25 protein-coding genes and 1 riboswitch are annotated in these 21,237 nt (G+C 70.9%); of the genes, 7 read left to right on the top strand and 18 right to left on the bottom strand.

Annotated elements, in window-relative coordinates; translation table 11 throughout:
• Positions 1 to 48 precede the first annotated feature (48 nt).
• Together PIQ37_RS05850 and lolA are read left to right on the top strand one after the other, a co-directional pair.
• Entirely contained in the window at positions 49 to 1,995 is a 1,947-nt protein-coding gene (locus tag PIQ37_RS05850; RefSeq protein WP_342072726.1) for a DUF3857 domain-containing transglutaminase family protein, read from the top strand.
• Between the two features lie 84 nt (positions 1,996 to 2,079).
• On the top strand, positions 2,080 to 2,706 hold the full coding sequence (lolA, locus tag PIQ37_RS05855) for an outer membrane lipoprotein chaperone LolA (protein WP_342072727.1): 627 nt from the start codon (positions 2,080 to 2,082) through the stop codon (positions 2,704 to 2,706).
• A 46-nt stretch (positions 2,707 to 2,752) separates the two neighbouring features.
• On the opposite strand, the gene dmeF is transcribed toward lolA, so the two are convergent.
• Entirely contained in the window at positions 2,753 to 3,832 is a 1,080-nt protein-coding gene (dmeF, locus tag PIQ37_RS05860) for a CDF family Co(II)/Ni(II) efflux transporter DmeF (protein ID WP_342072728.1), read from the bottom strand.
• 138 nt (positions 3,833 to 3,970) lie between these two features.
• Between dmeF and PIQ37_RS05865 the strand changes: the two genes are divergently transcribed.
• Together PIQ37_RS05865 and crcB are read left to right on the top strand one after the other, a co-directional pair.
• Positions 3,971 to 5,344, top strand: coding sequence for a replication-associated recombination protein A (locus PIQ37_RS05865; protein ID WP_342072729.1), 1,374 nt, complete (start codon positions 3,971 to 3,973; stop codon positions 5,342 to 5,344).
• Between the two features lies 1 nt (position 5,345).
• Positions 5,346 to 5,415: riboswitch (Fluoride riboswitch) on the top strand.
• A 110-nt stretch (positions 5,416 to 5,525) separates the two neighbouring features.
• A complete protein-coding gene (gene crcB / locus PIQ37_RS05870; protein WP_342072730.1) occupies positions 5,526 to 5,945 on the top strand; it encodes a fluoride efflux transporter CrcB in 420 nt (139 codons plus the stop codon).
• A 12-nt stretch (positions 5,946 to 5,957) separates the two neighbouring features.
• Here crcB and PIQ37_RS05875 read toward each other — a convergent pair whose 3' ends face one another.
• From PIQ37_RS05875 to PIQ37_RS05885, 3 genes are read right to left on the bottom strand one after another with little or no spacing between them, the layout of a single operon-like run.
• Positions 5,958 to 6,290, bottom strand: coding sequence for a DUF3325 domain-containing protein (locus PIQ37_RS05875; protein ID WP_148828700.1), 333 nt, complete (start codon positions 6,288 to 6,290; stop codon positions 5,958 to 5,960).
• Entirely contained in the window at positions 6,287 to 7,903 is a 1,617-nt protein-coding gene (locus PIQ37_RS05880) for a PepSY-associated TM helix domain-containing protein (protein ID WP_342072731.1), read from the bottom strand. Before PIQ37_RS05880 ends, PIQ37_RS05875 begins: the two co-directional genes overlap by 4 nt.
• Positions 7,900 to 8,238 (bottom strand): DUF3649 domain-containing protein, encoded by a 339-nt coding sequence (locus PIQ37_RS05885; RefSeq protein ID WP_342072732.1) that lies wholly within the window; start codon positions 8,236 to 8,238, stop codon positions 7,900 to 7,902. Before PIQ37_RS05885 ends, PIQ37_RS05880 begins: the two co-directional genes overlap by 4 nt.
• A gap of 221 nt (positions 8,239 to 8,459) precedes the next feature.
• Here PIQ37_RS05885 and PIQ37_RS05890 point away from each other — a divergent pair, with 221 nt between their 5' ends.
• Positions 8,460 to 8,819 (top strand): response regulator, encoded by a 360-nt coding sequence (locus PIQ37_RS05890; protein ID WP_267081423.1) that lies wholly within the window; start codon positions 8,460 to 8,462, stop codon positions 8,817 to 8,819.
• 37 nt (positions 8,820 to 8,856) lie between these two features.
• Here PIQ37_RS05890 and PIQ37_RS05895 read toward each other — a convergent pair whose 3' ends face one another.
• From PIQ37_RS05895 to PIQ37_RS05960, 14 genes are all read right to left on the bottom strand, one after another.
• Positions 8,857 to 9,507 carry a tetratricopeptide repeat protein gene (locus PIQ37_RS05895; RefSeq protein WP_342072733.1) on the bottom strand — a complete coding sequence of 217 codons (651 nt, stop codon included), beginning with the start codon at positions 9,505 to 9,507 and terminating at the stop codon, positions 8,857 to 8,859.
• Positions 9,504 to 9,974, bottom strand: a complete 471-nt coding sequence (locus PIQ37_RS05900) for a cytochrome c-type biogenesis protein (protein WP_407136516.1) — start codon at positions 9,972 to 9,974, stop codon at positions 9,504 to 9,506. Before PIQ37_RS05900 ends, PIQ37_RS05895 begins: the two co-directional genes overlap by 4 nt.
• Positions 9,971 to 10,513 carry a DsbE family thiol:disulfide interchange protein gene (locus tag PIQ37_RS05905; RefSeq protein ID WP_342072734.1) on the bottom strand — a complete coding sequence of 181 codons (543 nt, stop codon included), beginning with the start codon at positions 10,511 to 10,513 and terminating at the stop codon, positions 9,971 to 9,973. Before PIQ37_RS05905 ends, PIQ37_RS05900 begins: the two co-directional genes overlap by 4 nt.
• Entirely contained in the window at positions 10,510 to 12,480 is a 1,971-nt protein-coding gene (locus tag PIQ37_RS05910; protein ID WP_342072735.1) for a heme lyase CcmF/NrfE family subunit, read from the bottom strand. Before PIQ37_RS05910 ends, PIQ37_RS05905 begins: the two co-directional genes overlap by 4 nt.
• Before the next feature lie 37 nt (positions 12,481 to 12,517).
• Positions 12,518 to 12,997: a cytochrome c maturation protein CcmE gene (ccmE, locus tag PIQ37_RS05915; protein ID WP_342072736.1), complete on the bottom strand. Its 480-nt coding sequence runs from the start codon at positions 12,995 to 12,997 to the stop codon at positions 12,518 to 12,520.
• Positions 12,981 to 13,193 carry a heme exporter protein CcmD gene (ccmD, locus tag PIQ37_RS05920; RefSeq protein WP_342072737.1) on the bottom strand — a complete coding sequence of 71 codons (213 nt, stop codon included), beginning with the start codon at positions 13,191 to 13,193 and terminating at the stop codon, positions 12,981 to 12,983. Before ccmD ends, ccmE begins: the two co-directional genes overlap by 17 nt.
• Positions 13,190 to 13,996, bottom strand: a complete 807-nt coding sequence (locus tag PIQ37_RS05925; RefSeq protein WP_342072738.1) for a heme ABC transporter permease — start codon at positions 13,994 to 13,996, stop codon at positions 13,190 to 13,192. The genes ccmD and PIQ37_RS05925 overlap by 4 nt, the downstream gene beginning before the upstream one ends.
• 8 nt (positions 13,997 to 14,004) lie before the next feature.
• A complete protein-coding gene (locus PIQ37_RS05930; protein WP_342072739.1) occupies positions 14,005 to 15,339 on the bottom strand; it encodes a S8 family serine peptidase in 1,335 nt (444 codons plus the stop codon).
• Positions 15,336 to 15,977, bottom strand: coding sequence for a zf-HC2 domain-containing protein (locus PIQ37_RS05935; RefSeq protein WP_342072740.1), 642 nt, complete (start codon positions 15,975 to 15,977; stop codon positions 15,336 to 15,338). The genes PIQ37_RS05930 and PIQ37_RS05935 overlap by 4 nt, the downstream gene beginning before the upstream one ends.
• Positions 15,977 to 16,558 (bottom strand): RNA polymerase sigma factor, encoded by a 582-nt coding sequence (locus tag PIQ37_RS05940; protein ID WP_017913785.1) that lies wholly within the window; start codon positions 16,556 to 16,558, stop codon positions 15,977 to 15,979. The genes PIQ37_RS05935 and PIQ37_RS05940 overlap by 1 nt, the downstream gene beginning before the upstream one ends.
• A 63-nt stretch (positions 16,559 to 16,621) precedes the next feature.
• Positions 16,622 to 17,323: a hypothetical protein gene (locus PIQ37_RS05945; RefSeq protein WP_342072741.1), complete on the bottom strand. Its 702-nt coding sequence runs from the start codon at positions 17,321 to 17,323 to the stop codon at positions 16,622 to 16,624.
• A 184-nt stretch (positions 17,324 to 17,507) separates the two neighbouring features.
• Positions 17,508 to 17,903: a c-type cytochrome gene (locus PIQ37_RS05950; RefSeq protein ID WP_295862675.1), complete on the bottom strand. Its 396-nt coding sequence runs from the start codon at positions 17,901 to 17,903 to the stop codon at positions 17,508 to 17,510.
• A 23-nt stretch (positions 17,904 to 17,926) separates the two neighbouring features.
• Positions 17,927 to 19,291 carry a cytochrome C gene (locus PIQ37_RS05955; RefSeq protein ID WP_342072742.1) on the bottom strand — a complete coding sequence of 455 codons (1,365 nt, stop codon included), beginning with the start codon at positions 19,289 to 19,291 and terminating at the stop codon, positions 17,927 to 17,929.
• A 65-nt stretch (positions 19,292 to 19,356) separates the two neighbouring features.
• The gene (locus PIQ37_RS05960) at positions 19,357 to 19,869 is read right to left on the bottom strand and encodes a cytochrome b (RefSeq protein WP_017916198.1); all 513 of its coding nucleotides are present in this window, start codon (positions 19,867 to 19,869) and stop codon (positions 19,357 to 19,359) included.
• Positions 19,870 to 20,146: 277 nt separating this feature from the next.
• Between PIQ37_RS05960 and PIQ37_RS05965 the strand changes: the two genes are divergently transcribed.
• Positions 20,147 to 20,563, top strand: coding sequence for a sugar 3,4-ketoisomerase (locus PIQ37_RS05965; protein WP_150409103.1), 417 nt, complete (start codon positions 20,147 to 20,149; stop codon positions 20,561 to 20,563).
• 4 nt (positions 20,564 to 20,567) lie between these two features.
• Positions 20,568 to 21,233, top strand: a complete 666-nt coding sequence (locus PIQ37_RS05970) for an acetyltransferase (protein WP_342072743.1) — start codon at positions 20,568 to 20,570, stop codon at positions 21,231 to 21,233.
• Positions 21,234 to 21,237 lie beyond the last annotated feature (4 nt).

The following is a 21,237-nucleotide window of genomic DNA, read 5'->3' on the forward strand; positions in this document are numbered from 1 at the left end:
ACCGCGCCGTCCGCCGGCCATGGCCGGCGTCTGCCTGGCCGGAGGCCTGTGCGCACCGCGCGCTGGCTGTTCGGCGCGGCGCTGCTGGCGCTGGCCGGCCTCGCCGGCGCGCAACCGGCGCCGGCCGCGCATCCCGATGCCGACCAGGCCGCGGGTGCGGCGACTGCCCCGGTGGTCAGCAACAACTACAGCTACGTGCGCTACCGCGCCGACTATGAGGTGCGCGAGGACGCCACCAGCGTCGAGACCGACGAGTACGAGTTGCTGCTCAAGACCAAGGCCGGCGTCGACCAGTTCAGCCAGGTGCGGCTGGGCTACAGCGAGAAGCTGGAGACGCTGGAGGTGCTGGCCGCCTACACGCTGACCCCGGACGGGCTGCGCCACGACGTGCCGGCCGACAAGATCTACACCCAGGAAAGCTATTCGAGCGCATCGGCGGCGATGTACGCCGACCGCAAGGTCAAGGTGGTGGTGTTCCCCAACCTGATGCCCGGCGCGCGCCTGGTGTACCGGGTGCGCCGCACCCAGACCGTGCCGTACTTCCCCGGCTACTTCAGCCTGTGGGAGACCTTCAGCGTGTTCTCCCAGTATGACGACGCCACGGTGACCCTGGTGGCGCCGCGGCGCCTGCAGATGCACCTGTACACGCGCGGCGTGCAGGGCAGCGACGCGCCGCGGATCGACGGCGAGCAGGCGCGCTGGGAATGGCGCTACAGCCGCCGCGAGCCGATGAAGAGCCAGAACTGGTCGGCGGCCACCTGGGAATTCAGCCCGACCATCATGGCCAGCAGTTTCCGCCGCTGGTCGCAGATGGCCCAGGCCTACCAGCGCAGCAGCGCCGCCGCCGCGCAGGTCACGCCCAAGGTGCGCGCCCGCGCCGAGCAGATCACCGCCGGCATCGGCGATCGCCGCGCGCAAGCTGCCGCGCTGTACGCGTGGGTGGCGCGCAACATCCGCTACGTGGCGGTGTACCTGGGCAACGGCGGGCTGCAGCCGAACAGCGCCGACAGCATCCTCGACAACCACTACGGCGACTGCAAGGACCACACCGTGGTGCTGGAAGCGCTGCTGGCGGCCAAGGGCATCGCCAGCACGCCGGTGCTGATCGGTGCGCAGGGCGGGCCGACCCTGCCGGAGGTGCCGGTGCTGGGCCGCTTCAACCACGCCATCACCTATCTGCCCGAATTCAAGCTGTACGTGGATTCGACCAGCCCGTACGCGCGCTTCGGCCAGTTGCCGGCCGGCGATCTGGGTGCGCCGGTGCTGCACACGGCCGACGGCACCGTGGCGCGCACGCCGCCGGACGACGCCAAGCGCAACCGCTACCTGGTCGAGACCGACTACCGCTTCGCCGCCGACGGCAGCGTGAGTGGGATCACCCGGCTGGACAGCGGCGACGTCGGCGAGGTCGGCCTGCGCACGATGTTCGTGCAGCTCAACGCGCAGAACCGCACCCGCATCGAGGAGTCGATCGTCGCCGCGTCCGGCTTCGACGGCAGCGGCGAGTTGCTGCTGCAGGGCACGCCACAGGACCTGAGCCGGCCGTTCGGCTACGCCTACCGCTTCCAGGCCCACGACTACGTCGACTTCGGCGTGGTCGGCGGCATGAGCCTGCCGTTGATGCCCGGCGCCGATTCGGTGCGCGGGGTCTACAGCACCGCCTCGGCGGAGCGCAACCTGACCCCGTTCTATTGCAACGACAACGCGCGCAGCGAAACCTACCGGCTGACCTTCCCGGACAGCGTGCCGATCATCGCGATCCCGGCCGACACCCATTTCCGCAACGCCGCCGGCGAGTACGCCGCGACCTGGGTGCGCGACGGGCAGACCGTGACCGCCACGCATACGCTGCACCGGCGCGCGATCCACGGCCCGGCCGCGCTGTGCCAGCCGCAGGACTACGCCGCCTTCCGCGAGCTGTACCAGCAGGTGCGGCGCGGCTTCCGCGGCCAGATCCTGTATGGCGACCTCGGCCGGATGCAGACCGGGCCGTAGACCTGGCGCGGCCGGCCATCCTCTGATCGCCTATTCAGGCGCGGCGCGTCACACTTCCCACACTCCATCCGGAAATCCATCCGCATGCTTCGCACACTCCGCTACACCGTCCTCGCCACCGCGCTGCTGGCCGGCTCCGCCTTCGCCGGCGCCCGCGAGGACCTCACCGCCTTCACCCGCGGGCTGAAGGGCCTGGACGGCCAGTTCGCGCAGAAGGTCTACGACGGCAAGGGCACGCTGAAGGAAAGCTCCAGCGGCCGCGTCGCGCTGTCGGCGCCGCGCCTGTTCCGCTGGGAGTACCGCAAGCCGTATACCCAACTGATCGTCGCCGACGGCAGCAAGGTCTGGGTCTACGACCCGGACCTGAAGCAGGCCACGGTGCGCGCGCAGGGCAGCGAGGAACAGAACAGCCCGCTGACCGCGCTGATCGACCCGGGCCGGCTCGACCGCCAGTACGACGTCAGCGAAGAGGCGGTGGCCCGCGACGGGCTGCAGTGGCTGACCATGACCCCGAAGGTGGACACCGAGGCCAGCTTCCAGATGGCCAAGCTCGGCTTCGACCGCAATGGCCTGGCGCGCATGGAAGTGGTCGACCCGGTCGGCCAGCGCACCGAGATCAGCTTCAGCGACTGGAAGCGCAACCCGGCCTTCGCCGCCGGCACCTTCCGCTACGTCCCGGACAAGGACGTGGACGTGGTCGGCGACCGCTGAGCCGGCGGCCGCCGCGCGCCGGGTCGGTACGCGGCGGCCTTTCCGCTCAGTTGGGGCAGGTCTGCACTTCGATGCTGACGTGGCCCAGCGTGGCCACGCCCTGCAGGCGGGCGTGGTAGAACGCCGCCGGCCGCGGTTTGTGCGTCACCAGCGACACGATCGCTGCGTGCTGGCCGGGGCCGACCCGCCACACGTGCAGGTCGGCGATGCGTTCGTCGTCCTGCTGCAGGCGGTCGCGGATCTGCGCCTGCAGCGCCGCCGGCGCCGAGGCGTCGAGCAGTACCGCACCGGTGTCGCGCAGCAGCGCCAGCGACCAGCGGGCGATGACGATGGCGCCGACGATGCCCATCAACGCATCGGTCCAGGTCCAGCCCAGGTACTTGGCCAGCAGCAGGGCGACGATCGCCATCACCGAGGTCAGCGCGTCGGCCAGCACGTGCATGTAGGCCGAGCGCAGGTTGTGATCGGCGTGCGCGTGGCGGTCGTGGCTGTGCGCCGGCGCGGCATGGGCGTGCGCATGCCCGTGGTGATCGTGCGGGTGGTGATGGTCGTGATCGTGGTCATGCCCATCGTGATGCGCATGCTCGTCATGCCGGTGCGCGGCGTGGGTATGGCCGTGATCGTGGTCGTGATGATGGCCGTGCCCATGCCCATGATCGTGGTGGTGGTCGGCGCCCAGCATCCAGGCGCTGAGCAGGTTCACCAGCAGGCCCAGCGCCGCGATCCACAGCGCTTCGTCGTAGGCGATGTGCACCGGCTGCGCCAGGCGCAGTGCCGACTCCACGCCGATGCCCAGGGCGATCAGCGCCAGGATCAGCGCGCTGGAGAAGCCGGCCAGGTCGCCGACCTTGCCGGTGCCGAAGGTGAAGCGCGGATTGTGCCGGTGCCGGCGCGCGAACCAGTACGCGAAGCCGGCCAGCGACAGCGCGCCGGCGTGGGTGGCCATGTGCAGGCCGTCGGCCAGCAGCGCCATCGAGCCGGTCCACCAGCCGGCGACGATCTCCACGATCATCATCGCGGCGGTCAGCGCCACCACCGACCAGGTGCGGCGCGCATTGCGCTCGTGGCGGGTGCCGAGGAAGTCGTGCTGATGGGTAAAGGCGTCCAGGGTGTCGTGGTGGCTCATGGCGGGGTCGGCCGGGCAGGGAGGCGCCGCGATTCTAGCGCTGGCGTCGGTGCCACGCAGGCTGGCGACGACGGGGATGCCGGCAGGGGCACATGCAGGCCGCACGGCGTGCACGGGCCGCGGCGATAGAATGGGCGCATGGCCAAACGCAGACCCTTCGCTTCCGATACCCCCGACCTGTTGAGCGTCGACCGCGAGGCCATGCGCCCGCTGGCCGAGCGCATGCGACCGCGCACGCTCGACGAGATGGTCGGGCAGAAGCGCCTGCTGGCGCTGACCAGTGCGCTGCGCCGCGCGGTCGCGTCCGGCCGCGTGCATTCGATGATCCTGTGGGGGCCGCCCGGCTGCGGCAAGACCACGCTGGCGCTGCTGCTGGCGCAGTACGCCGAAGCCGAGTTCAAGGCGATCTCGGCGGTGCTGTCCGGCCTGCCGGAGGTGCGGGGAGTGCTGGTCGAGGCCGCGCAGCGTTTCGCCGACGGGCGCCGCACGGTGCTGTTCGTCGACGAGGTGCACCGCTTCAACAAGGCGCAGCAGGATGCCTTCCTGCCGCATATCGAACGCGGCACCATCCTGTTCGTCGGCGCGACCACCGAGAATCCCTCGTTCGAACTGAATTCGGCGCTGCTGTCGCGCTGCCGCGTACATGTGCTGGAGGCGGTGTCGCCGCAGGACATCGCCGAGGCGCTGCAGCGGGCGCTGCACGATCCCGAACGCGGACTCGGCGCCGAGCACCTGCAGGTCTCCGATGCGGCCTTGCTGGAGATCGCCGGCGCCGCCGATGGCGACGTGCGGCGCGCGCTGACGTTGCTGGAAATCGCCGCCGAGCTGGCCCAGGACGAGGGCGGCGAGATCACCGCGCAGACCCTGCAGCAAGTGCTGGCCGACCGCACCCGCCGCTTCGACAAGGGCGGCGAGCAGTTCTACGACCAGATCTCGGCGCTGCACAAGTCGGTGCGCAGTTCCAATCCGGACGCGGCGCTGTACTGGCTCACGCGGATGCTCGACGGCGGCTGCGACCCGTCCTACCTGGCGCGGCGGCTGACCCGCATGGCGATCGAGGACATCGGCCTGGCCGACCCGCGTGCACAGTCGATGGCGCTGGAAGCCTGGGATATCTACGAGCGCCTGGGCAGCCCCGAAGGCGAACTGGCCTTCGCGCAGCTGGTGCTGTACCTGGCCAGCACCGCCAAGTCCAACGCCGGCTATGCCGCCTTCAACCAGGCCAAGGCCGAAGTGCGCGAGACCGGCACCCAGGAGGTGCCGCTGCATCTGCGCAACGCGCCGACCAAGTTGATGAAGACCCTGGGCTACGGCGCCGACTACCAGTACGACCACGATGCCGAGGGCGGCATCGCCCTGGACCAGACCGGCTTTCCCGATGCGATGGGCGAGCGGGTCTACTACCGGCCGGTGGAACGCGGCCTGGAGATCAAGCTCAAGGACAAGCTCGACCGCCTGCGCGCCGCGCGCGAGCAGGCGCGGGCTGACAAGGCCGGGCAGTCGGCTTCATAATCGGCGTACAGGAGATGGCATTCCTCCTCGAACCGCCCGCAGCACTGCGTGCTGATGATGCCTGCCCAACCCCCGCCGGGGTGGCAGGCGTGCGCCCCGGCATCGTCCTTGTGGAGAATCCGATGCCCGTTTCCTCTCGTTTTTCTGCTGCCGCTCCCGCATTCGTTTCGCGGAGGCACGCATGAACCTGACCCTGTGGTGGCAGCAATTGCTGCTGGCGATGGCCGGCGGCGCAGTCGGCTCCGGCCTGCGTTTCGCGGTCGGCAGCGCGCTGCTGCAGCGCTATGGCGCCGGCTTCCCGTGGGGCACGCTGGCGGTGAACTTGGCCGGCGCCTTCGTCGGCGGCTTCCTGCTGGTGTGGATCGAGGGCCGCGGCGCCAGCGCACCGTACTGGCGGGCGCTGCTGATCGTCGGCCTGGTCGGCGGGCTGACCACGTTCTCCTCGCTGATGATGGAAAGCATGGTGTTCGTGCGCAACGGGCGCATCGGCATGGTGCCGCTGTACCTGGCGATCACCCTCGCGGCGGGACTGGTGCTGGTGTTCGCCGGCGCGCGCACCGCCGCGGAACTGCGGCCGCCGACGGTAGCCGCCGATCGCTGAAAAAGGCGGGCGCTAGCCCAACAGGGCGGCGCCCACGCCCAGCGGCGGCGCCAGCAACGCCAGCGGCACGATCAGCCGCGGCCGGTACGGCAGCAGGCCCAGGGTCAGCAGCGCCGCGCTGGCGCTGAGCGAACCCACCCACAGCACCGGGCCGATGCCCCAGCCGCGCGCGGCCACGCAGCAGGCGAACGCCGCGCTCAACAGCAGCCAGCCGGCGGCCTGCAGTTGCCGCAGGCGCGGCGCGGCGGCGCGGCGTGCGCCGTACAGGTCGAGCTGGTGCTTCTCCATGCCCAGGCACAGCGCGACGAAGCCGGAGAAGGCCAGGCACAGGCCGAGGACGGTCATGCGCCCTCCGTGGCCAGGACCGGCTTGCCGGATCCGCCGCGATCGCGGGCGCGGCGTTCGGCCGCCGACAGCGGCGGTTGCCAGCGCTGCATGCGCCGCGCGGCCAGCGCCAGGGCGATACCGAGGAACAGGCAGACCAGGTCGAACCCGGCCAGTGCCCAGTCGCCGGCCAGCAGGCTCACGCCCAGGTGCGCATCGGTGGTGACGGCGTTGAGCAGCGGCAGCAGGCCGAACAGTGCCGCGCCCGCGTACAGTTGCCAGGCCCACATCGCGCGCTTCGGCCACACCTGCGCGGCGACCAGGGCCGCGGCCCAAGCCAGGAAGAACACCGCTGCTTCGCTTTCCGGGCGCGATTCCAGGTGCAGCGGCAGCAGCCGGTTGCCCCAGAAATAGGCGGCGAAGGCGATCGGCAGCCCGGCCACGGTGCCGATGTTGAGCGCGTCGACCAGGCGCAGGCCCAGACCGATGCGCCCGGCCTTGGCGTGCTTGGGCCGCTCCTTGACCGCCCACAGGATCGCGCCGCTGGCCACCATCAGGCAGCCGAGCAGGCCGCAGCCGAAGAACAGCCAGCGCAGCCAGGGACCGGCGAAGTGCGCCAGATGCAGGCCGTACAGGGTGCTGCGGGTTTCCGCGGCGGCGCCGAGTTCGCCGCTGCGGCCCAGGATCTGCCCGCTGGTCGCGTCCAGCAGCAGCGAGGGCGTGGTGTAGCCCAGGCGCTGGCCATCGCCCTGACGGATCTGGACGGCCGCGGCAGCGTCGCCGGCGTTGTAGACGGTGAAGCCGGCGATCGGCGCCTGCGCGCCCCATTCGCGGCGCGCCACGTCCAGCAGTTGCGCGATCGGCAGCATGTGGCCGGGCGTGCCGCTGGCCTCGCGCAGGTTCTGCGGTTCCTGGAAGGCCTCGGCATAGAACGCCTGCTCGGCGTCCGGATAGGCGGTCTGGATGCCCCAGGGCAGGTACATCAGCATCAGCGTGACCAGCCCGGTGTAGGTGATCATCGCGTGGTAGGGCAGGGCGAGCACCGCGCTGGCATTGTGGAAGTCCAGCCACGAGCGCTGGCCCTTGGCCGGGCGGAAGGTGAAGAAGTCCTTGAAGATCTTCTTGTGGGTGATCACGCCGCTGATGATCGCCACCAGCATGAACATCGCGCAGAAGCCGACAATGTAGCGCGCCCACAGCGCCGGGATGTAGTGCAGGTCGAAGTGCAGGCGGTAGAAGAAATCGCCGCCGCGGGTGTCGCGGGTGTCGCTGGCCTCGCCGCTGACCGGGTCGAGCAGGGCGCTGCCGAACATTGCCTTGCGGCTCGGGCGGGCGCCGTCGGCCGGCGGCGGATTGCGCCAGAACAGGTCGGTGAACGGCGCGCGCGGGTTGGCCAGCGACACGAACCACTGCGGCGACTGCGGCGCCTCGCGCTGCAGCAGCGCCACCGCGCGTGCGGCCACCACGTCGGTGCTCGGCTGCGTGCGCGGCAGTTCCGGACGCATCCACTGGCTGATCTCGTTGCGGAAATAGCTGGCGGTGCCGGCCATGAAGATCAGCAGCAGCACCCACGACACCAACAGGCCGCTCCAGGTGTGCAGCCAGGCCATCGATTGGCGGAATCCCTGCTTCATGGCGCGTGCTGCTGCAGCCAGGCGATCGCCAGTGCCATCGGTGCCAGCAATGCCGCGACGCCCAGCCAGGCGCGCCCGGCGCTGCGCGCGGCGAACGCCCACAGCGCGGTGCAGGCGCAGACCAGGATGCCCAGCATCATCCCGCTCAAGACCGCCTGCGCGCGCACCGATGGCCACAGCAGCGGCAGCAGCACGGAGGTGGCTGCGGCCAGCGCATAGCCGCCGACGATGGCGGCCAGGGTGCGTGCCAGTACGCCCAGCCAGGGAGGCAACCCGCGCGAGGCGGCGGTGGGCGGCGTGGAGAGGCGCGGCGGCGCTGGCGGAACTGGATGCATGGGGGCCCGTCGGGAGAGGCACCGGCTTGGCGACAGGGCTAGGCGGAGCGGGATGGCAGCGAGGCGATCAGTTTCGTTAATGATACGCATTCCTATTTTCGGCGCAATGTGCAGCTGGGGTCGGCACTGCGGCGCCTGCACGGCGCGCCCGGCTTGGTCGATGGCATCGGGAGCAGGACTCCTGCACCATCGGTCCTGCCATCGGGCTGCCTGGGGACGTCATGAAGATTCTGGTCGTCGACGATTACCGCACGATGCGGCGCGTCATCCGCATGCTGTTGGGCCAACTCGGCTATGACGACGTCGTCGAAGCAGCCGACGGCGAGGCGGCGCTGGCCGCGATGCGGGCGGAGAAGATCGGCCTGGTCATTTCCGACTGGAACATGGCGCCGATGACCGGTCTGGAGCTGCTGCGGGCGGTTCGCAGCGACGCACAGCTGAAAGGCACGCCGTTCCTGATGACGGTCACCGAGGGGCGCAGCGACAAGGTGATCGAGATCCGCGAAGCGGGTGTCAGCGGCTACATCGTCAAGCCGTTCAATGCGGACATGCTGAAGGAGAAGATCGCGTACGCGCTGTGAGTGGACCGCGGAGCGCAGGTGGGATCTGGTGGTCGCGTCAGTGTGGCGTGGCGGTCGCTGCGCCTGTGTTTGCGACCATCGCGTCGGCGGCGGCGATCTTTTGCGTCACCGCCTCGCGCAGTGGCGACGACGCCGGCAGCAAGGTCGACAGATGGCGCCAGTCGCCGGCCGCATCGGCATAGCGCTGCTGCTGGAAGGCGGCGATGCCACGCATCCATAGGGCGCGCTGGTTGTCCGGCTGCTGCGCCAGCGCCCGCTCGAGCATGGCGCGTGCGGCGCTGCCCACCGTGAGATCGGCGCGTTGCGCCATGTCGGTCTCGGCCCAGCCGAGCAGGGCTTCGACATTGTCCGGAGCGATCCGCAGCGCCTGCGCATAGGCCTGCTGCGCTTCGTGTGGGCGCTGCGCCTGTTGCGCGTCCCAGGCCTGCTGCAGCCAGCCTTGCAGCAGTTGCGCGGTCTGGTCCGGCGCGGGCGGCGGCAGCGGTTGCAGCGGGACGCCGGCCAGGGCCGCGGGTGTGCCGATGCGCCAGTACAGGCCGGCGCCCAGCAACGGCAGTAGCAGCGCAAGCAGCAGCGCGACGCCGCGTTGCCGACCTGCGCCGGAACGCTGGACGAGCAACGGGCGCAACACCGCGAACAGGGCAACGCCCAGCATCGCGGTGGCGGCCATCAGAAAGCCGGGCGTCACCAGGCGTCCTCCGCTTCCGTCGTGACGGCGCCAAGGGCGCGGCGGCGGTGCCGCAGCGTCGCCAGCACCATCGCGGCGCCGCCCAGCAGCAACAGCGCCGGCCCGAACCACAGCAGCCAGGTGCCCGGCGCCAGCGGCGGGTCGTACAGCACGAAGGCCGAGTAGCGATCGACCATGTACTGCTTGATCTGCGCATCGCTGCGCCCTGCCTGCAGTTGCGCGAACACCTGGTGGCGCAGGTCGCGCGCCAGCGTCGCGTCGGAATCGGCCAGGTTCTCGTTCTGGCAGACCAGGCAGCGCAGTTGCGCGGTCAGTTGCTGGAAGCGCTGCTCTTGCGCGCGGTCCTTGAAGGGGAGTGGGTCCACCGCCTGGGCAAGCGCCGGCACTGCACAGCCCAGCAGCCACAGCAGCATCAGCAAGCGCCACAACGGCATGCGTCGGCGCGTCCGTGCAACGAACGCGCTCATCGCCGTGCTCCCTCGAGCGCCGCGATCGCCGGACGCAGTTCGTCGGCCAGCACCTGCGGCGTCAGTACGCCGACGTGCTTGTAGCGGACCACGCCGTCGGCATCGACCAGGAAGGTCTCCGGCGCGCCGTACACGCCCAGGTCGATCGCACGCTGGCCATCGGCGTCCACCAGCACCAGCGCATACGGATTGCCGCGCTGCGCCAGCCAGGCGGCGGTGTCGTGCGGCTCGTCGCGGTACGCGTAGCCGACCAGGGCCACGCCCAGTTGCCGGGCCTGCGCCATCAGCAGCGGATGCTCCTCGCTGCAGGCCATGCACCAACTGCCGAACACGTTGAGCAGATACGGGCGGCCACGCAGTTCCTGGCTGCCGCTGCGCAGGTCCGGGCGGTCCAGGCGCGGCAGCGCGAACGCCGGCACCGGCTTGCCCAGCAGCGGCGAAGGGACCTCGCGCGGATCGTGGCTGCGGCTCCACCACAGGCCGAACCCGAACAACGCGGCCAGTAGCGCGAACGCGGCCAGCGGCAGTAGCCGGCTCATGGCGCGGCTCCGGCGAGCGCGGCCGGCGTGGCGGCGTTGTCCGTGGCCGGCTGCGCACGCAAGCGGCGCGCGCCGGCGCTGACGAAGCCACCGAGCATCATCAGCAGGCCGCCGGCCCAGATCCAGCGGATGAAGGGCTTGTCGTACAGGCGCAGGGTCCAGCCGTACTCGATGTGCTGGTCGTCGACCGGTTCGCCCAGGGCGACGTACAGGTCGCGCAGCACCCCGGCGTCGATCGCCGCCTCGGTCTGGATCCGCTCGCTGCTGTACAGGCGCTTCTGCGGATGCAGCACCGCCACCACGGCGCCGTCGCGCAGCACGCTCACCGTGCCTTGCTCGGCCTTCCAGTTGGGGCCATCGATCAGGCGCACGCCATCGAAGCGGAATGCATACGCTCCGATTTGGGTGCTCTGGCCGGGGTCCAGGCGCACGTCGCGTTCCACCGACAGGCTTTCCGACAACAGCACGCCGGCCACGAACACCGCGACCCCTGCATGCGCCAGCAGCATGCCGGCCAGTTCGGCGGGGAAGCGCCGGCCGCGCGGGGTGCTGCGCCAGCGGGTGAGTGCATACAGCGCGGTGCCGACGCCGACCCAGGCCGCGGCGGCGACGCCGGCCACCGCGCGCAGCGTGCCCGCGCTCAGCAGCCACGCTAGCAGCGCGCAGGCCAGTGCGGCCAGCCCGGCGCGCGCGGCCACCGCGCGCAGTGCGCCGGGTTCGGTGCGGCCCCAGCGCAGGTACGGACCGAACGGCAACAGCAGCACCACCGGCAGCATCAGCAGCGGGAACAGCAGGCCGAAGTAGGGCGGCCCGACCGAGATCTTGCCCAGCCGCAGCGCATCGCCGAGCAGCGGGAACAGCGTGCCCAGCAGCACCATCGCCGCGGCCACGCTGAGCATCAGGTTGCCGACCAGGATCGCGGTCTCCCGCGACAGCGCGGCGAACGGCTTGCCTGCGGCCATGCGCGGCGCACGCAGCGCGTACAGCAGCAGCGAGCCGCCGACCACCAGCACCAGGAAGCCGAGGATGTACAGGCCGCGGCGCGGATCGGCGGCGAAGGCGTGCACCGAGGTCAGCACGCCGGAGCGCACCAGGAAGGTGCCCAGCAGCGACAGCGAGAACGCCAGGATCGACAGCAGCAGGGTCCAGGCGCCGAGCGCGCCGCGTTTCTCGGTGACCGCCTGGGTGTGGATCAGCGCGGCGCCGACCAGCCAGGGCATGAAGCTGGCGTTCTCCACCGGGTCCCAGAACCACCAGCCGCCCCAGCCCAGTTCGGCATAGGCCCACCAGCTGCCGGCGACGATGCCGGCGCTGAGGAAACCCCAGGCGACGTTGGTCCACGGCCGCGCCCAGCGCACCCAGGCCTGCTGCTGTTCGCCGCCGAGCAGGGCGGCGATGGCGAAGGCGAAGGCCACCGAGAAGCCGACATAGCCGGTGTACAGCACCGGCGGATGCAGCACCATGCCCGGGTCCTGCAGTACCGGGTTGAGTTCGCTGCCATCGCGCGGCATCGGCGACAGCCGCACGAACGGATTGGAGGTGAACAGGACGAAGGCCAGGAAGCCGCTGGAAATCAGTCCGAGCACGCCGAGCACGCGCGCGGCGAAGGCGTCCGGCAGGTGCCGGCCGCTGCGCGCCAGCGCCACCGTCCACAGGTTGAGGATGGCGATCCACAGCAGCAGCGAGCCTTCGTGCGCGCCCCACACCGCGGCCAGCCGGTAGTACCAGGGCTGCGCCAGGTTGGCGTTGGCGGCGACGTAGCGCACCGAGAAATCCAGTTGCAGCAACACGTAGCCGAGCAGGCCGAAGGCCAGCCAGGCGAAGCCGGCCTGGGCGTAGGCGGCCGGCCGCGCCACCGCCATCCAGGCGCGCTGGCCGCGCCAGGCGCCGAGCAGCGGCAACACGGCCTGCACCAATGCCAGCAGCAGGGCCAGGATCAGCGCACACTGGCCGAGTTCGGCGCTCATCGTGCGGCGCTCTCGGCGCGGTGGGGCGTGATCGGCCTCATGGCCGCGCCGCCGCTGCGGCGGCCGCTGCAGCGCGAGCGACGTGGGCGCGCTCGGCATGCGCCTGCGCCATTGCGTCCTTCAGTTCCTGCGGCATGTAGGTCTCGTCGTGCTTGGCCAGCACTTCGGTGGCGACGAAGCGCGCGCCCTGCATCGAGCCGGTGGCGATCACCGCCTGGTTGTCGCGGAACAGGTCGGGCAGGATGCCGGTGTAGGCAACCGCGGTGGCGCCGGCCTTGTCGATCACCGTGAACTGCACCTGCAGCGCATCGGCGCTGCGCGTGATCGAGCCGGCCTTGACCATGCCGCCGAGCCGGAACACCCGGTAGTCCCTGGCCGCGCCGGCCTGCACTTGGCTGGGCGTGAACAGGTAGCTGACGTTGTGCTGCAGGGCCAGCACGAACAGGCCGGTGGCCAGCGCCGCGGCGCCGAGCAACAGCAGCACCAGCAGCAGGCGGCGCTTACGGGTGGGATGCATCGTGCGCTCCGTTGATCGCAACCTTGCCGCGGGCACGGCGCGCCTGTTCGCGCGTCACTTGCGCACGGATGTCGGCGAGCAGGCGGCGTTGGCGGCGGCGCGGCAGCAGGCTGTCCAGGAGCAGCACCACCAAGGCCAGCGCGTACGCGCTCCACACGTAGACGGCGTAGCCGCCCATCGCCCAGAACCCGCTCATGCCGCGTGTTCCGCGGGCAGCGGCGCGGCGTCGGCGGGCGTCGCCGGCACCGGCGCGGCCTGCAGCGCGATCGCACGCACCCAGGCCTTGCCGCGCTCCAGCGCCAGCAGGTCGCTGCGCATGCGCCCGCACAGGCTGGCGACGTAGTAGCACTTGCTGGCGAGCACGCCGGTCAGCAGCGGCCACAGCATCGACAGCGGCATCTTCGACGGGCCCAGCACGCGCACCGTGGAGCCCTGGTGCAGGGTGTTCCACCAGACCACCGAGTAATGCACGATCGGCAGGTTGATCAGCCCGACCAGCGCCAGCAGCGCGGCGGCGCGCGCGCCCTGGCGCGGATCGTCGATGGCACGGTGCAGGCCGATCACGCCCAGGTACAGGAACAGCAGCACCAGTTCCGAGGTCAATCGCGCGTCCCAGGTCCACCAGGTGCCCCACATCGGCCGGCCCCACAGCGAGCCGGTGCACAGGGTGACGAAGGTGAACGCCGCGCCGATCGGCGCCGAGGCCATGCAGGCGATTTCCGCCAGTTTCACCCGCCACACCAGCGCGACCAGGCCGGCCACGCCCATCGCGGCGTAGACGAACAGGCTCATCCACGCGCACGGCACATGCACGAAGATGATGCGGTAGGCATCGTGCTGCTGGTAATCCGGCGGCGCCAGCACCAGCCCGCCGTAACAGGCCACCGCGCCGAGCAGCACGGCCGCGGCCAGACTCCACGGGCGCACCGCGCCGGCCACGCGGTAGAAGGTCGGCGGCGCGCCGAGCCGGTGCAACCAGAGCGGGATCCAGGAACGCATGGAGGCCTTCAGCGGGCGAGGGGAGCGCTGCGCGGCAGCGCCTGTACCGCGGCGGCGGCATCGACCTGCAGCTGGCCGTCGCGCGTGCGGCTGGTCCGCAGCAGCAGGTCGTGCACGCTGCGCGCGTCCAGTTGCGGCGCCAGCGCCAGCAGCAGCGCGACCACGCCGCTGACGTGGGCAGTGGCCATCGACGAGCCGGAAGTGAAGTCGTAGCCGCCGTTGGGCTGGGTGGTGAGGATGTCCTCGCCCGGCGCGCTGAGCACGCCCGCCGGCGCCGGCGAAGCGGCGCTGCTGCGCACCACGATCACCCCGGGAATGCCGTCGGGAAAGCCGTCCATGCGGCCGTTGGGCGGCATCGCCGCGACCACGATGCGGCCATCGCGCAGCAGCTGTTCCAGCAGCTTGCGCAGCAGCGGGTCGGCCGGGCCGCCGAGGCTGAGATTGATGATGCGGGTGCGGGTGTCGCCGATCGCCGCCAGCGCCTTGGCCAGGGTGAAGGAGTTGCAGCCGGCGCCGGCGCCGGGGCGCTGCGGATACCAGCAGGCCTTGTACACGTCGAGCATCGCCTTCGGTGCGATGCCGACAATGCCCAGGTGGTTGTTGCTGCCGGCGGCGATGATGCCGGCGACCTCAGTGCCGTGGTGGTCGCGGTTGAACGCGCCCGGGTCGGCGGCGACCAGGTCGCGGGTGTTGCGCAGGCGCCCGCGCAGGTCCGGGTGCGCGGTGTCCACGCCGGTGTCGACGATCGCCACGTCCACGCCCTGGCCCTGGCTCAGCGCCTGCGCGGTGGCGGCGTTGGTGGCGGCGAAGCCGCGCTGCATGTCCACGTAGGGATCGTTGTAGCGCAGCGGCTGCGCCGGTGCCGGCCTGGATGTGGCTTGGCTGTCGGTCGAGTAGGTGCCGAAGTCCTGCAGCGGCTGCGACAGCGCCACCCGGTCGTCCTTGGCCAGTTGCGCCAGCAGCGCGGCGCGGTCGCTGCCCGGTGCCGGCTCCAGCACCACGCAGTACAGCCCCAGCGCCTTGATCGGCCAGCCGGCGACCTGGCGCAGGCCGTAGCGCTTGTTCAGCGCGTCCAGGGTGGCGACCGCCTGGGTGCCGGCGCCGTAGTAGCGGGCGTAGGCGTAGCCGAGCAGGTTGGAGCCGGCGTGGCGGCTCGGCGCGGCCATCGGGTTGGCCACGGCGAGGACGATCTGGCGCTCGCTGTCCAGCGCCGGCGACGGATCCAGGCTGGGCGCCTTGGCGTCCGTTGCGGGCGCCGGATCGGCGACGGCCGCCGGCGCGGCGTGGGCGCAGGCGCCCAGGCCCAGGCAGGCGAGGAGCAGGCTGGCGAGACGCAGCTTCATGGCGCGGCGATCGGCTCCGCCAGGCGGATGCCGGCGGTGGCGCGCAACTGCTGCACGCTGCGCTGCGGCTGCGCCGGCGACCCGGCCTGGGTCGGCACCACGGTGTAGGCGCCGGCGGCGTTGGGGCCGCCGATCACTCGCAGCTGCAGCTTGCGCAACAGCGCATCCCAGTCGGCCAGGGTCATGCGCGCGTCCGGCACCACCCGGATCGCGTCGGCCGCCAGCGGCTGCGCGGCATCGCTGAGGGTGCGGTAGGCGGTGCTGCGCTCGTGCTCGGCGGACAGGCGCAGGCCCAGGACGCCCAGGCCCACCGCCTGCAGCAGCGCGGCGGCGACCAGCGCACGCGTGGTCCAACTGGCGCGGCTGCGCTGCGGCGGCGCTTGCGGCACCGGCGCGTCCAGGCGCTGCAGCAGGCGCTGCAGCCCGGCCTCGGCGTCCACCGGCACGTCGCTGGGCAGGGTCATGGCCATGCGCAGGCGGCTCTGCTGGGCGAACTCGGCGCTGCAGTGCCGGCACTTGGCCAGGTGCGCGACCAGCCACTCGTTTTCGGCTTCCGTGGCGCTGTCCTGCAGCACCCACGGCATCAGGTCCCAGGCATGCGCGCACTCGTTGCCCGGCTCGTTGAAGCCCGTTTTCATCACGCGCTCTCCGTCAGCGTGGACGCATCGCCGGCCAATCCCGGCAACACGTTGCGAAGTTTGACCCGGGCATGGAACAACCGGGCTTTGATGGTGCCCACCGGGCACTGCATGATCGCGGCGACCTCTTCCAGCTTGTGGCCGAGGCCGTAGACCAGTTCCACCACCAGGCGCTGGTCGGCCGACAGGCGTTCCAGGCCCTTGCCCAGCCAGTCGCGCAGCTCGCGGTCCTCGTCCGGGTCGGCCGCCGCGGCGTGGTCCTCGGCGGCCACGCCGTCGTCGATGGCGTCGTCGCTGTGGTGGCGGATCGCCTTGAGCCCGCAGCGGTAGGCGATGCCCATGATCCAGGTCGAGACCTGCGAATCGCCGCGGAAGTCGCCGGCCTTCTGCCAGACGATCCAGAAGCAGTCATTGATCGCTTCCTCGATGATGTCCGGGCGCCGGGTCAGCCGCGACAGGAACCGGCACAGGCGCCCGTGGTAGGCGCGGTACAGGCGGGTCAGCGCCTCGCGGTCGCTGGCAGCCATGCGCCGGAGCAGCATGCGGTCGGTGGCATCGCCGAGGAGGTCGGTGTCGTTCATGGGGGCAGGTGTGGCAACGGGCACCGGTATGTGCCGGGGCGGCACGGAAAGGTTGCGCTGGACTCAGAAGCTGCGGGAGACGCTGGCCACCCACGGCCACAGGCCACGGTCGGCATACCCGGTGCGGGCGTTGCCGAACACGCGGTCCACCTCCACGCTCCAGCGCCCGGTGGTCCAGATCAGCCCGGCGTGGCCGTAGCGATAGTGCGCGGTGTACTCCAACCCGTACAGGGCCGGCGGTGCCTGGCTGACGCCGACCCCGGCCGACAGCGACAGCGGGCCGGTCAGCGGCTGGTGCGCGGTCAGGTCCAGCGCCCCATACCAGCGCTGCTGCAGGCCGCTGTCGGGCATGCGGAAGGCGGCCAACGACAGGCTCAACCGGTCGCGGTAGCTCCAGCCCAGGCTGACCTCGTCGCGGTTGAACAGGCGGTTGGCGCGTGCGCCAGGGTAGCGGTACAGCAGCGCCTCGGCCTGCAGTTGCCAGCTGTCGGACACGGTCCAACTGCGCGACAGGCCGACGCTGCCCATCAGCACCTTGCCCGGCGCGTCCAGCGCCACGCTGGCCGAGCCGCTCAGCGACCAGCCCGGCGCCGGCAGCCAGAACAGCGCGCCCTGCAGGGTCGGGGTAGCGCGGGTCACGGCGATGCCGCGGTCGACCAGTTGCGAGCTGACCCCGGCGGCGCCGCCGACATCGCCGGCCATCGCCGCCGGTGCATGCAGGGCGGCCAGCGCCAGGGCCAGCGCCGCGCCTGCGCACGGATGCACTGACCGCCGGGCCGCGGTGCCCGTCCTGCAACGCTGGGCGACGGCAGGTGGCCTGGACGGGGCGCCGCGGACGGCAGGCAAAAAACGCACGGTGACTCGATGCTCGCAGGTCAGGAATCGGGCACGGGCGCGGCACGCTGGCCGGCCCGTCGGGCGCCGAATATGACCGGATCGGGCAGCGAGTTCAATGCAGGCTGTGCAGGTAGGCGATCAGGTCCTGCAACTGCTTGGCATCGTCCAGGCCGTCGTACTTCATCTTGCCGCCGGGCAGGGCCTTGGAGGCAGGCTGCGACAGGTAGCTGCGCAGCTTGTCGTCGCTCCAGGTCCACTGGCTCTGCTTCATCGCGTCGGAATAGGCGTAGTCGGGCACGCTGCCGGCGCGGCGCCCGGCCACGCCGAACAGGGTCGGGCCCTTCTTGTTCTTGGCCGGCGCGGCGCTGTGGCATTCGGCGCATTCGCTGGCGAACACGCCGGCGCCGGGCATGCCGCCGGCGGCCTGCGCGGACGGCGCCACCGCGGCGGCCAGCGGCAGCAGTCCGGCCAACAGGGTGCTCAGGGAAAGGGCATGGGTGCGTTTCATGGGGGAAGCTCCGTGCGGGGGAATCAGAAAGCGAGGCTCAGGCTCAGCGCGAACTGGTTGAGGTCGCGCGGGCGGGTGACCGGGATGGCCCCGAACACGTTGCCGGTGCTGCCGTTGAACTTGCTGAAACGGAACCAGGTCGCGGACAGGCGCAGGTTGGAAATCGACGAGTAGCTGTCGTCCTTGCCGAACGGTGCCCACGAGGCGCTGATCAGGTTGCTGGTGGTGTCCGGCGCGCCGTACGGGCGGTAGCGGAACGGATCGTCCGAGCCGGTGTTGATGAAGTGCGCCAGCAGCAGGCTGTAGCTCTGCTTGTAGGTGTAGTTGAGGCTGATCGACTGGTCGCGCACGCTGGCCCGGCGCGGGCCGGCCAGGGCCGGGTTGGTCGGGTCGATCAGCGCGCTGCCGTAGCGGCGGCGCTCGTAGATGTTGAGGTAGCCGAGCTTGAGGATGTGCTCGCGGGTACCCAGGAACTGGTAGTTGAGGTCGTAGCCGAGATCGGTGAAGTCGTCCCGCGGGCCGGTGTCGCGCGGCAGCTGCCGGCGCGTGGTCAGCGCGACCACGCCGGCGGAGAAGAACTGCCGCTTGAGGTCCTTCATGTAGCTCAGGCGCAGGTAGCCGGTGTCGCTGAGCTTGCCGGGATCGCCGCCGATGGCGTGGCCCAGATCGTCCTGGGTCGACACCGGCAGGGCGGTGTAGGTGCCCACTTCGCCGTACCAGTTGCGGTCGTACAGGCCGTAGACGCTGGTGCCGATCACCCGGTTGGACAGCGACGACTGGTTGAGCAGGGTGGTCGAACTGGCATAGGCCGAGGCCGGACCCAGGCCGGAGGCGTTGGGCAGCATGCCGATCGGATCCTGGCTGCCGGGATTGTTGTTGACGCTGACGCCGAGCAGGGTGTCCTTGCCGCCGAGCTGGAAACTCTTGACCACCGCGCGCAGGTCCACGTTGTCCAGGCGCGTGGTGTAGTCGTTCTTGCCGTTGTTGGTCCTGGCGACCTTGACGTAGCCCCCGACGTTGTCGGTGATGCGTCCGGCCAGGTACAGGTCGGCTTCGCTGAAGCGGGTGCGGCTCTCGCCGCGCGCCGGCACGCTGCGGTTGGCGGTGAGCTGTGCGGAGACCGGGATCTTGGTGCCGTTGCCGTCGCTGTCGGTGTAGCCGCCGAGCTTGAAGCGCATGCCGTACGGAGTCAGCGCCGGGCCGTAGGCGCCGATGTGGCAGTCGGCGCAGGACGAGCCGGTCTGCCGCGCGAATGCCGGCACCGCGGCCGCGCGCGGGCTCAGCACCAGCAGCAGCGAACCGAGCGCCGACCACAGCAGCGCCTGCTCGGCGCCGCGCGTCCTGTCGCTGCGGGAGAAGGTGGAGGGGGACGACGGGGCCTGGTGCATGCGGAAAGTCCTTTGGCGGGCGGGTGGGAGCGGCGACGGACGCAAACGGGGGAGGGAGACGCGGCTCAGCGGCGGCGCAGGAACGGCAGCATCCGTTGCAGCACCGCGTCGCGGCGGACGAGGTGGTGCCACAGCGCGGCGCCGATGTGCAGCAGGATCAGGCCGAGCAGCAGCCAGGCCGCGTCCACGTGCCAGGCGCCCAAGGTGTCGGCGAGATCGGGATCGGGCGCGACCAGCTCCGGCAGCGTCGCGCCGAACAGATGCACCGGCTTGCCCATCGATTGGCTCAGCGCCCAGCCGAGCACCGGCAGGGTCAGCAGCAGCGCGTACATCACCACGTGGGTGGCGCCGGCCAGCAGGCGCATCAGCGCCGAACCGGCCTCCGGGTCGTGGCGCTTGCCCAGGCGCATCCGCAGCGCGACGCGCAGGCAGAACAGGCCGAGCACGAACAGGCCGAAGTGGCGGTGGCCTTCCAGCAGCCACTGCCGCCACATGCGGCCTTCGACCTCTTCGCGCAGCAGGATCAGCCCCGCCGCCAGCACCAGGCACAGCACGGTGAGCCAGTGCAGCCACACCATCGGCCGCGGCAACGCGGCCGACGCGGCGGCAGGGGACACAGGGGGATTCGGAGCGGCCGGCGTGGGCGAGGTCATGGCGGTACGCGGTGTCCTTGGGGGTAACGAAGCGGGGCGCAGCCCGATGCCGGCGGGGTATCGCGGCAGCGGTGGTCGTCGATGGGTGCCGGCGCTGCGGCGAAAGGTTGCCTCGCGCGGCGCGTCGGCCTCGCGCAACCTTTCCGCAGACCGGCGGCACTCAGCCTGGACACTCCGATGTGGAGCCCGGTCGGGCACTCTGATGGCAATCGAACGAATCCAGTTGCGGACGCATGGCGATGCGCGCGGGCAGCTCGTGGCGCTGGAACAACAGCGCGACGTGCCTTTCGACATCCGCCGCGTGTACTACCTGTTCGCCACCCGCAACGGCGTGCACCGCGGTCAGCATGCGCACCGCCATCTCAACCAGTTGGCGGTGGCGCTGCACGGTTCGGTGTCGTTCCTGCTCGACGACGGCAATGGCCCGATGCAGGTGGTGCTGGACGATCCGCGGCAGGGCCTGCTGCTCGGCAGCATGGTCTGGCGCGATCTCTACGACTTCAGCGAGGACTGCGTGCTGATGGTGCTCGCCGACCAGGCCTACGATCCCACCGACTACATCTTCGACTACGACGAGTTCCTGCGCGAAGCCGCGGGCCTGCGCCGGCAGGAGGCCTGAAGCCATGGCACGTCCCCTGGTCATCGTCGGCGCCGGCGAGCTGGCGCAGATCGCCTGCGAATACTTCACCCACGACAGCGACTACGAGGTGCTGGCCTTCAGCGTGGAGCGCGACTACCTGGCCACGCCGACCCTGGCCGGTCTGCCGGTGGTGGCCTACGAGGAACTCGAGCAACGGTATCCGCCGTCGCAGGTGGAGGTGTTCGTGGCGATTCCCGCCAGCGGCCTCAACCGGCTGCGCACGCGCTTCTACCTGGACGCCAAGCGCCGCGGCTACCGCATGGCCAGCTACGTCAGTTCGCAGGCCTTCGTCTGGCGCAACGTGGAACTGGGCGAGCACTGCTTCGTGTTCGAGCACAACGTGCTGCAGCCGTTCACCCGCATCGGCGCCAACTGCATCCTGTGGAGCGGCAACCACGTCGGCCACCGCACGGTGATCCACGACCACGTGTTCGTGGCCTCGCATGCGGTGATTTCCGGCTACTGCGAGATCGGCGCGAGCAGCTTCGTCGGGGTCAACGCCACGCTGAGCGATCGGGTCAAGGTGGCCGCCGACAACGTGATCGGCGCCGGCGCGCTGCTGACCCGCGACACCGAGCCGGGACGCATCTACGTCGGTGCGCCGGCGCGGGCGGTGGCCGGCAAGTCCAGCTTCGACGTGGACCTGTGAGGAA

It is taken from the genome of Xanthomonas protegens (genome assembly GCF_038442435.1).
GTDB lineage: Bacteria > Pseudomonadota > Gammaproteobacteria > Xanthomonadales > Xanthomonadaceae > Xanthomonas_A > Xanthomonas_A sontii.

Excerpts from the sequence above, each read along its gene's own strand:
- PIQ37_RS05885 (WP_342072732.1), bottom strand. The coding sequence starts at position 8,238 with ATGCATCCAGTTCCGCCAGCGCCGCCGCGCCTCTCCACGCCGCCCACC.
- PIQ37_RS05890 (WP_267081423.1), top strand. The coding sequence starts at position 8,460 with ATGAAGATTCTGGTCGTCGACGATTACCGCACGATGCGGCGCGTCATC.
- PIQ37_RS05940 (WP_017913785.1), bottom strand. The coding sequence starts at position 16,558 with ATGAACGACACCGACCTCCTCGGCGATGCCACCGACCGCATGCTGCTC.
- PIQ37_RS05905 (WP_342072734.1), bottom strand. The coding sequence starts at position 10,513 with ATGAGCCGGCTACTGCCGCTGGCCGCGTTCGCGCTACTGGCCGCGTTG.
- PIQ37_RS05960 (WP_017916198.1), bottom strand. The coding sequence starts at position 19,869 with ATGGTGTGGCTGCACTGGCTCACCGTGCTGTGCCTGGTGCTGGCGGCG.
- PIQ37_RS05935 (WP_342072740.1), bottom strand. The coding sequence starts at position 15,977 with ATGAAAACGGGCTTCAACGAGCCGGGCAACGAGTGCGCGCATGCCTGG.
- ccmD (WP_342072737.1), bottom strand. The coding sequence starts at position 13,193 with ATGAGCGGGTTCTGGGCGATGGGCGGCTACGCCGTCTACGTGTGGAGC.
- PIQ37_RS05910 (WP_342072735.1), bottom strand. The coding sequence starts at position 12,480 with ATGAGCGCCGAACTCGGCCAGTGTGCGCTGATCCTGGCCCTGCTGCTG.
- PIQ37_RS05925 (WP_342072738.1), bottom strand. The coding sequence starts at position 13,996 with ATGCGTTCCTGGATCCCGCTCTGGTTGCACCGGCTCGGCGCGCCGCCG.
- PIQ37_RS05930 (WP_342072739.1), bottom strand. The coding sequence starts at position 15,339 with ATGAAGCTGCGTCTCGCCAGCCTGCTCCTCGCCTGCCTGGGCCTGGGC.
- dmeF (WP_342072728.1), bottom strand. The coding sequence starts at position 3,832 with ATGAGCCACCACGACACCCTGGACGCCTTTACCCATCAGCACGACTTC.
- PIQ37_RS05965 (WP_150409103.1), top strand. The coding sequence starts at position 20,147 with ATGGCAATCGAACGAATCCAGTTGCGGACGCATGGCGATGCGCGCGGG.
- lolA (WP_342072727.1), top strand. The coding sequence starts at position 2,080 with ATGCTTCGCACACTCCGCTACACCGTCCTCGCCACCGCGCTGCTGGCC.
- PIQ37_RS05955 (WP_342072742.1), bottom strand. The coding sequence starts at position 19,291 with ATGCACCAGGCCCCGTCGTCCCCCTCCACCTTCTCCCGCAGCGACAGG.
- ccmE (WP_342072736.1), bottom strand. The coding sequence starts at position 12,997 with ATGCATCCCACCCGTAAGCGCCGCCTGCTGCTGGTGCTGCTGTTGCTC.
- PIQ37_RS05880 (WP_342072731.1), bottom strand. The coding sequence starts at position 7,903 with ATGAAGCAGGGATTCCGCCAATCGATGGCCTGGCTGCACACCTGGAGC.
- PIQ37_RS05865 (WP_342072729.1), top strand. The coding sequence starts at position 3,971 with ATGGCCAAACGCAGACCCTTCGCTTCCGATACCCCCGACCTGTTGAGC.
- crcB (WP_342072730.1), top strand. The coding sequence starts at position 5,526 with ATGAACCTGACCCTGTGGTGGCAGCAATTGCTGCTGGCGATGGCCGGC.
- PIQ37_RS05900 (WP_407136516.1), bottom strand. The coding sequence starts at position 9,974 with ATGAGCGCGTTCGTTGCACGGACGCGCCGACGCATGCCGTTGTGGCGC.
- PIQ37_RS05970 (WP_342072743.1), top strand. The coding sequence starts at position 20,568 with ATGGCACGTCCCCTGGTCATCGTCGGCGCCGGCGAGCTGGCGCAGATC.
- PIQ37_RS05875 (WP_148828700.1), bottom strand. The coding sequence starts at position 6,290 with ATGACCGTCCTCGGCCTGTGCCTGGCCTTCTCCGGCTTCGTCGCGCTG.
- PIQ37_RS05950 (WP_295862675.1), bottom strand. The coding sequence starts at position 17,903 with ATGAAACGCACCCATGCCCTTTCCCTGAGCACCCTGTTGGCCGGACTG.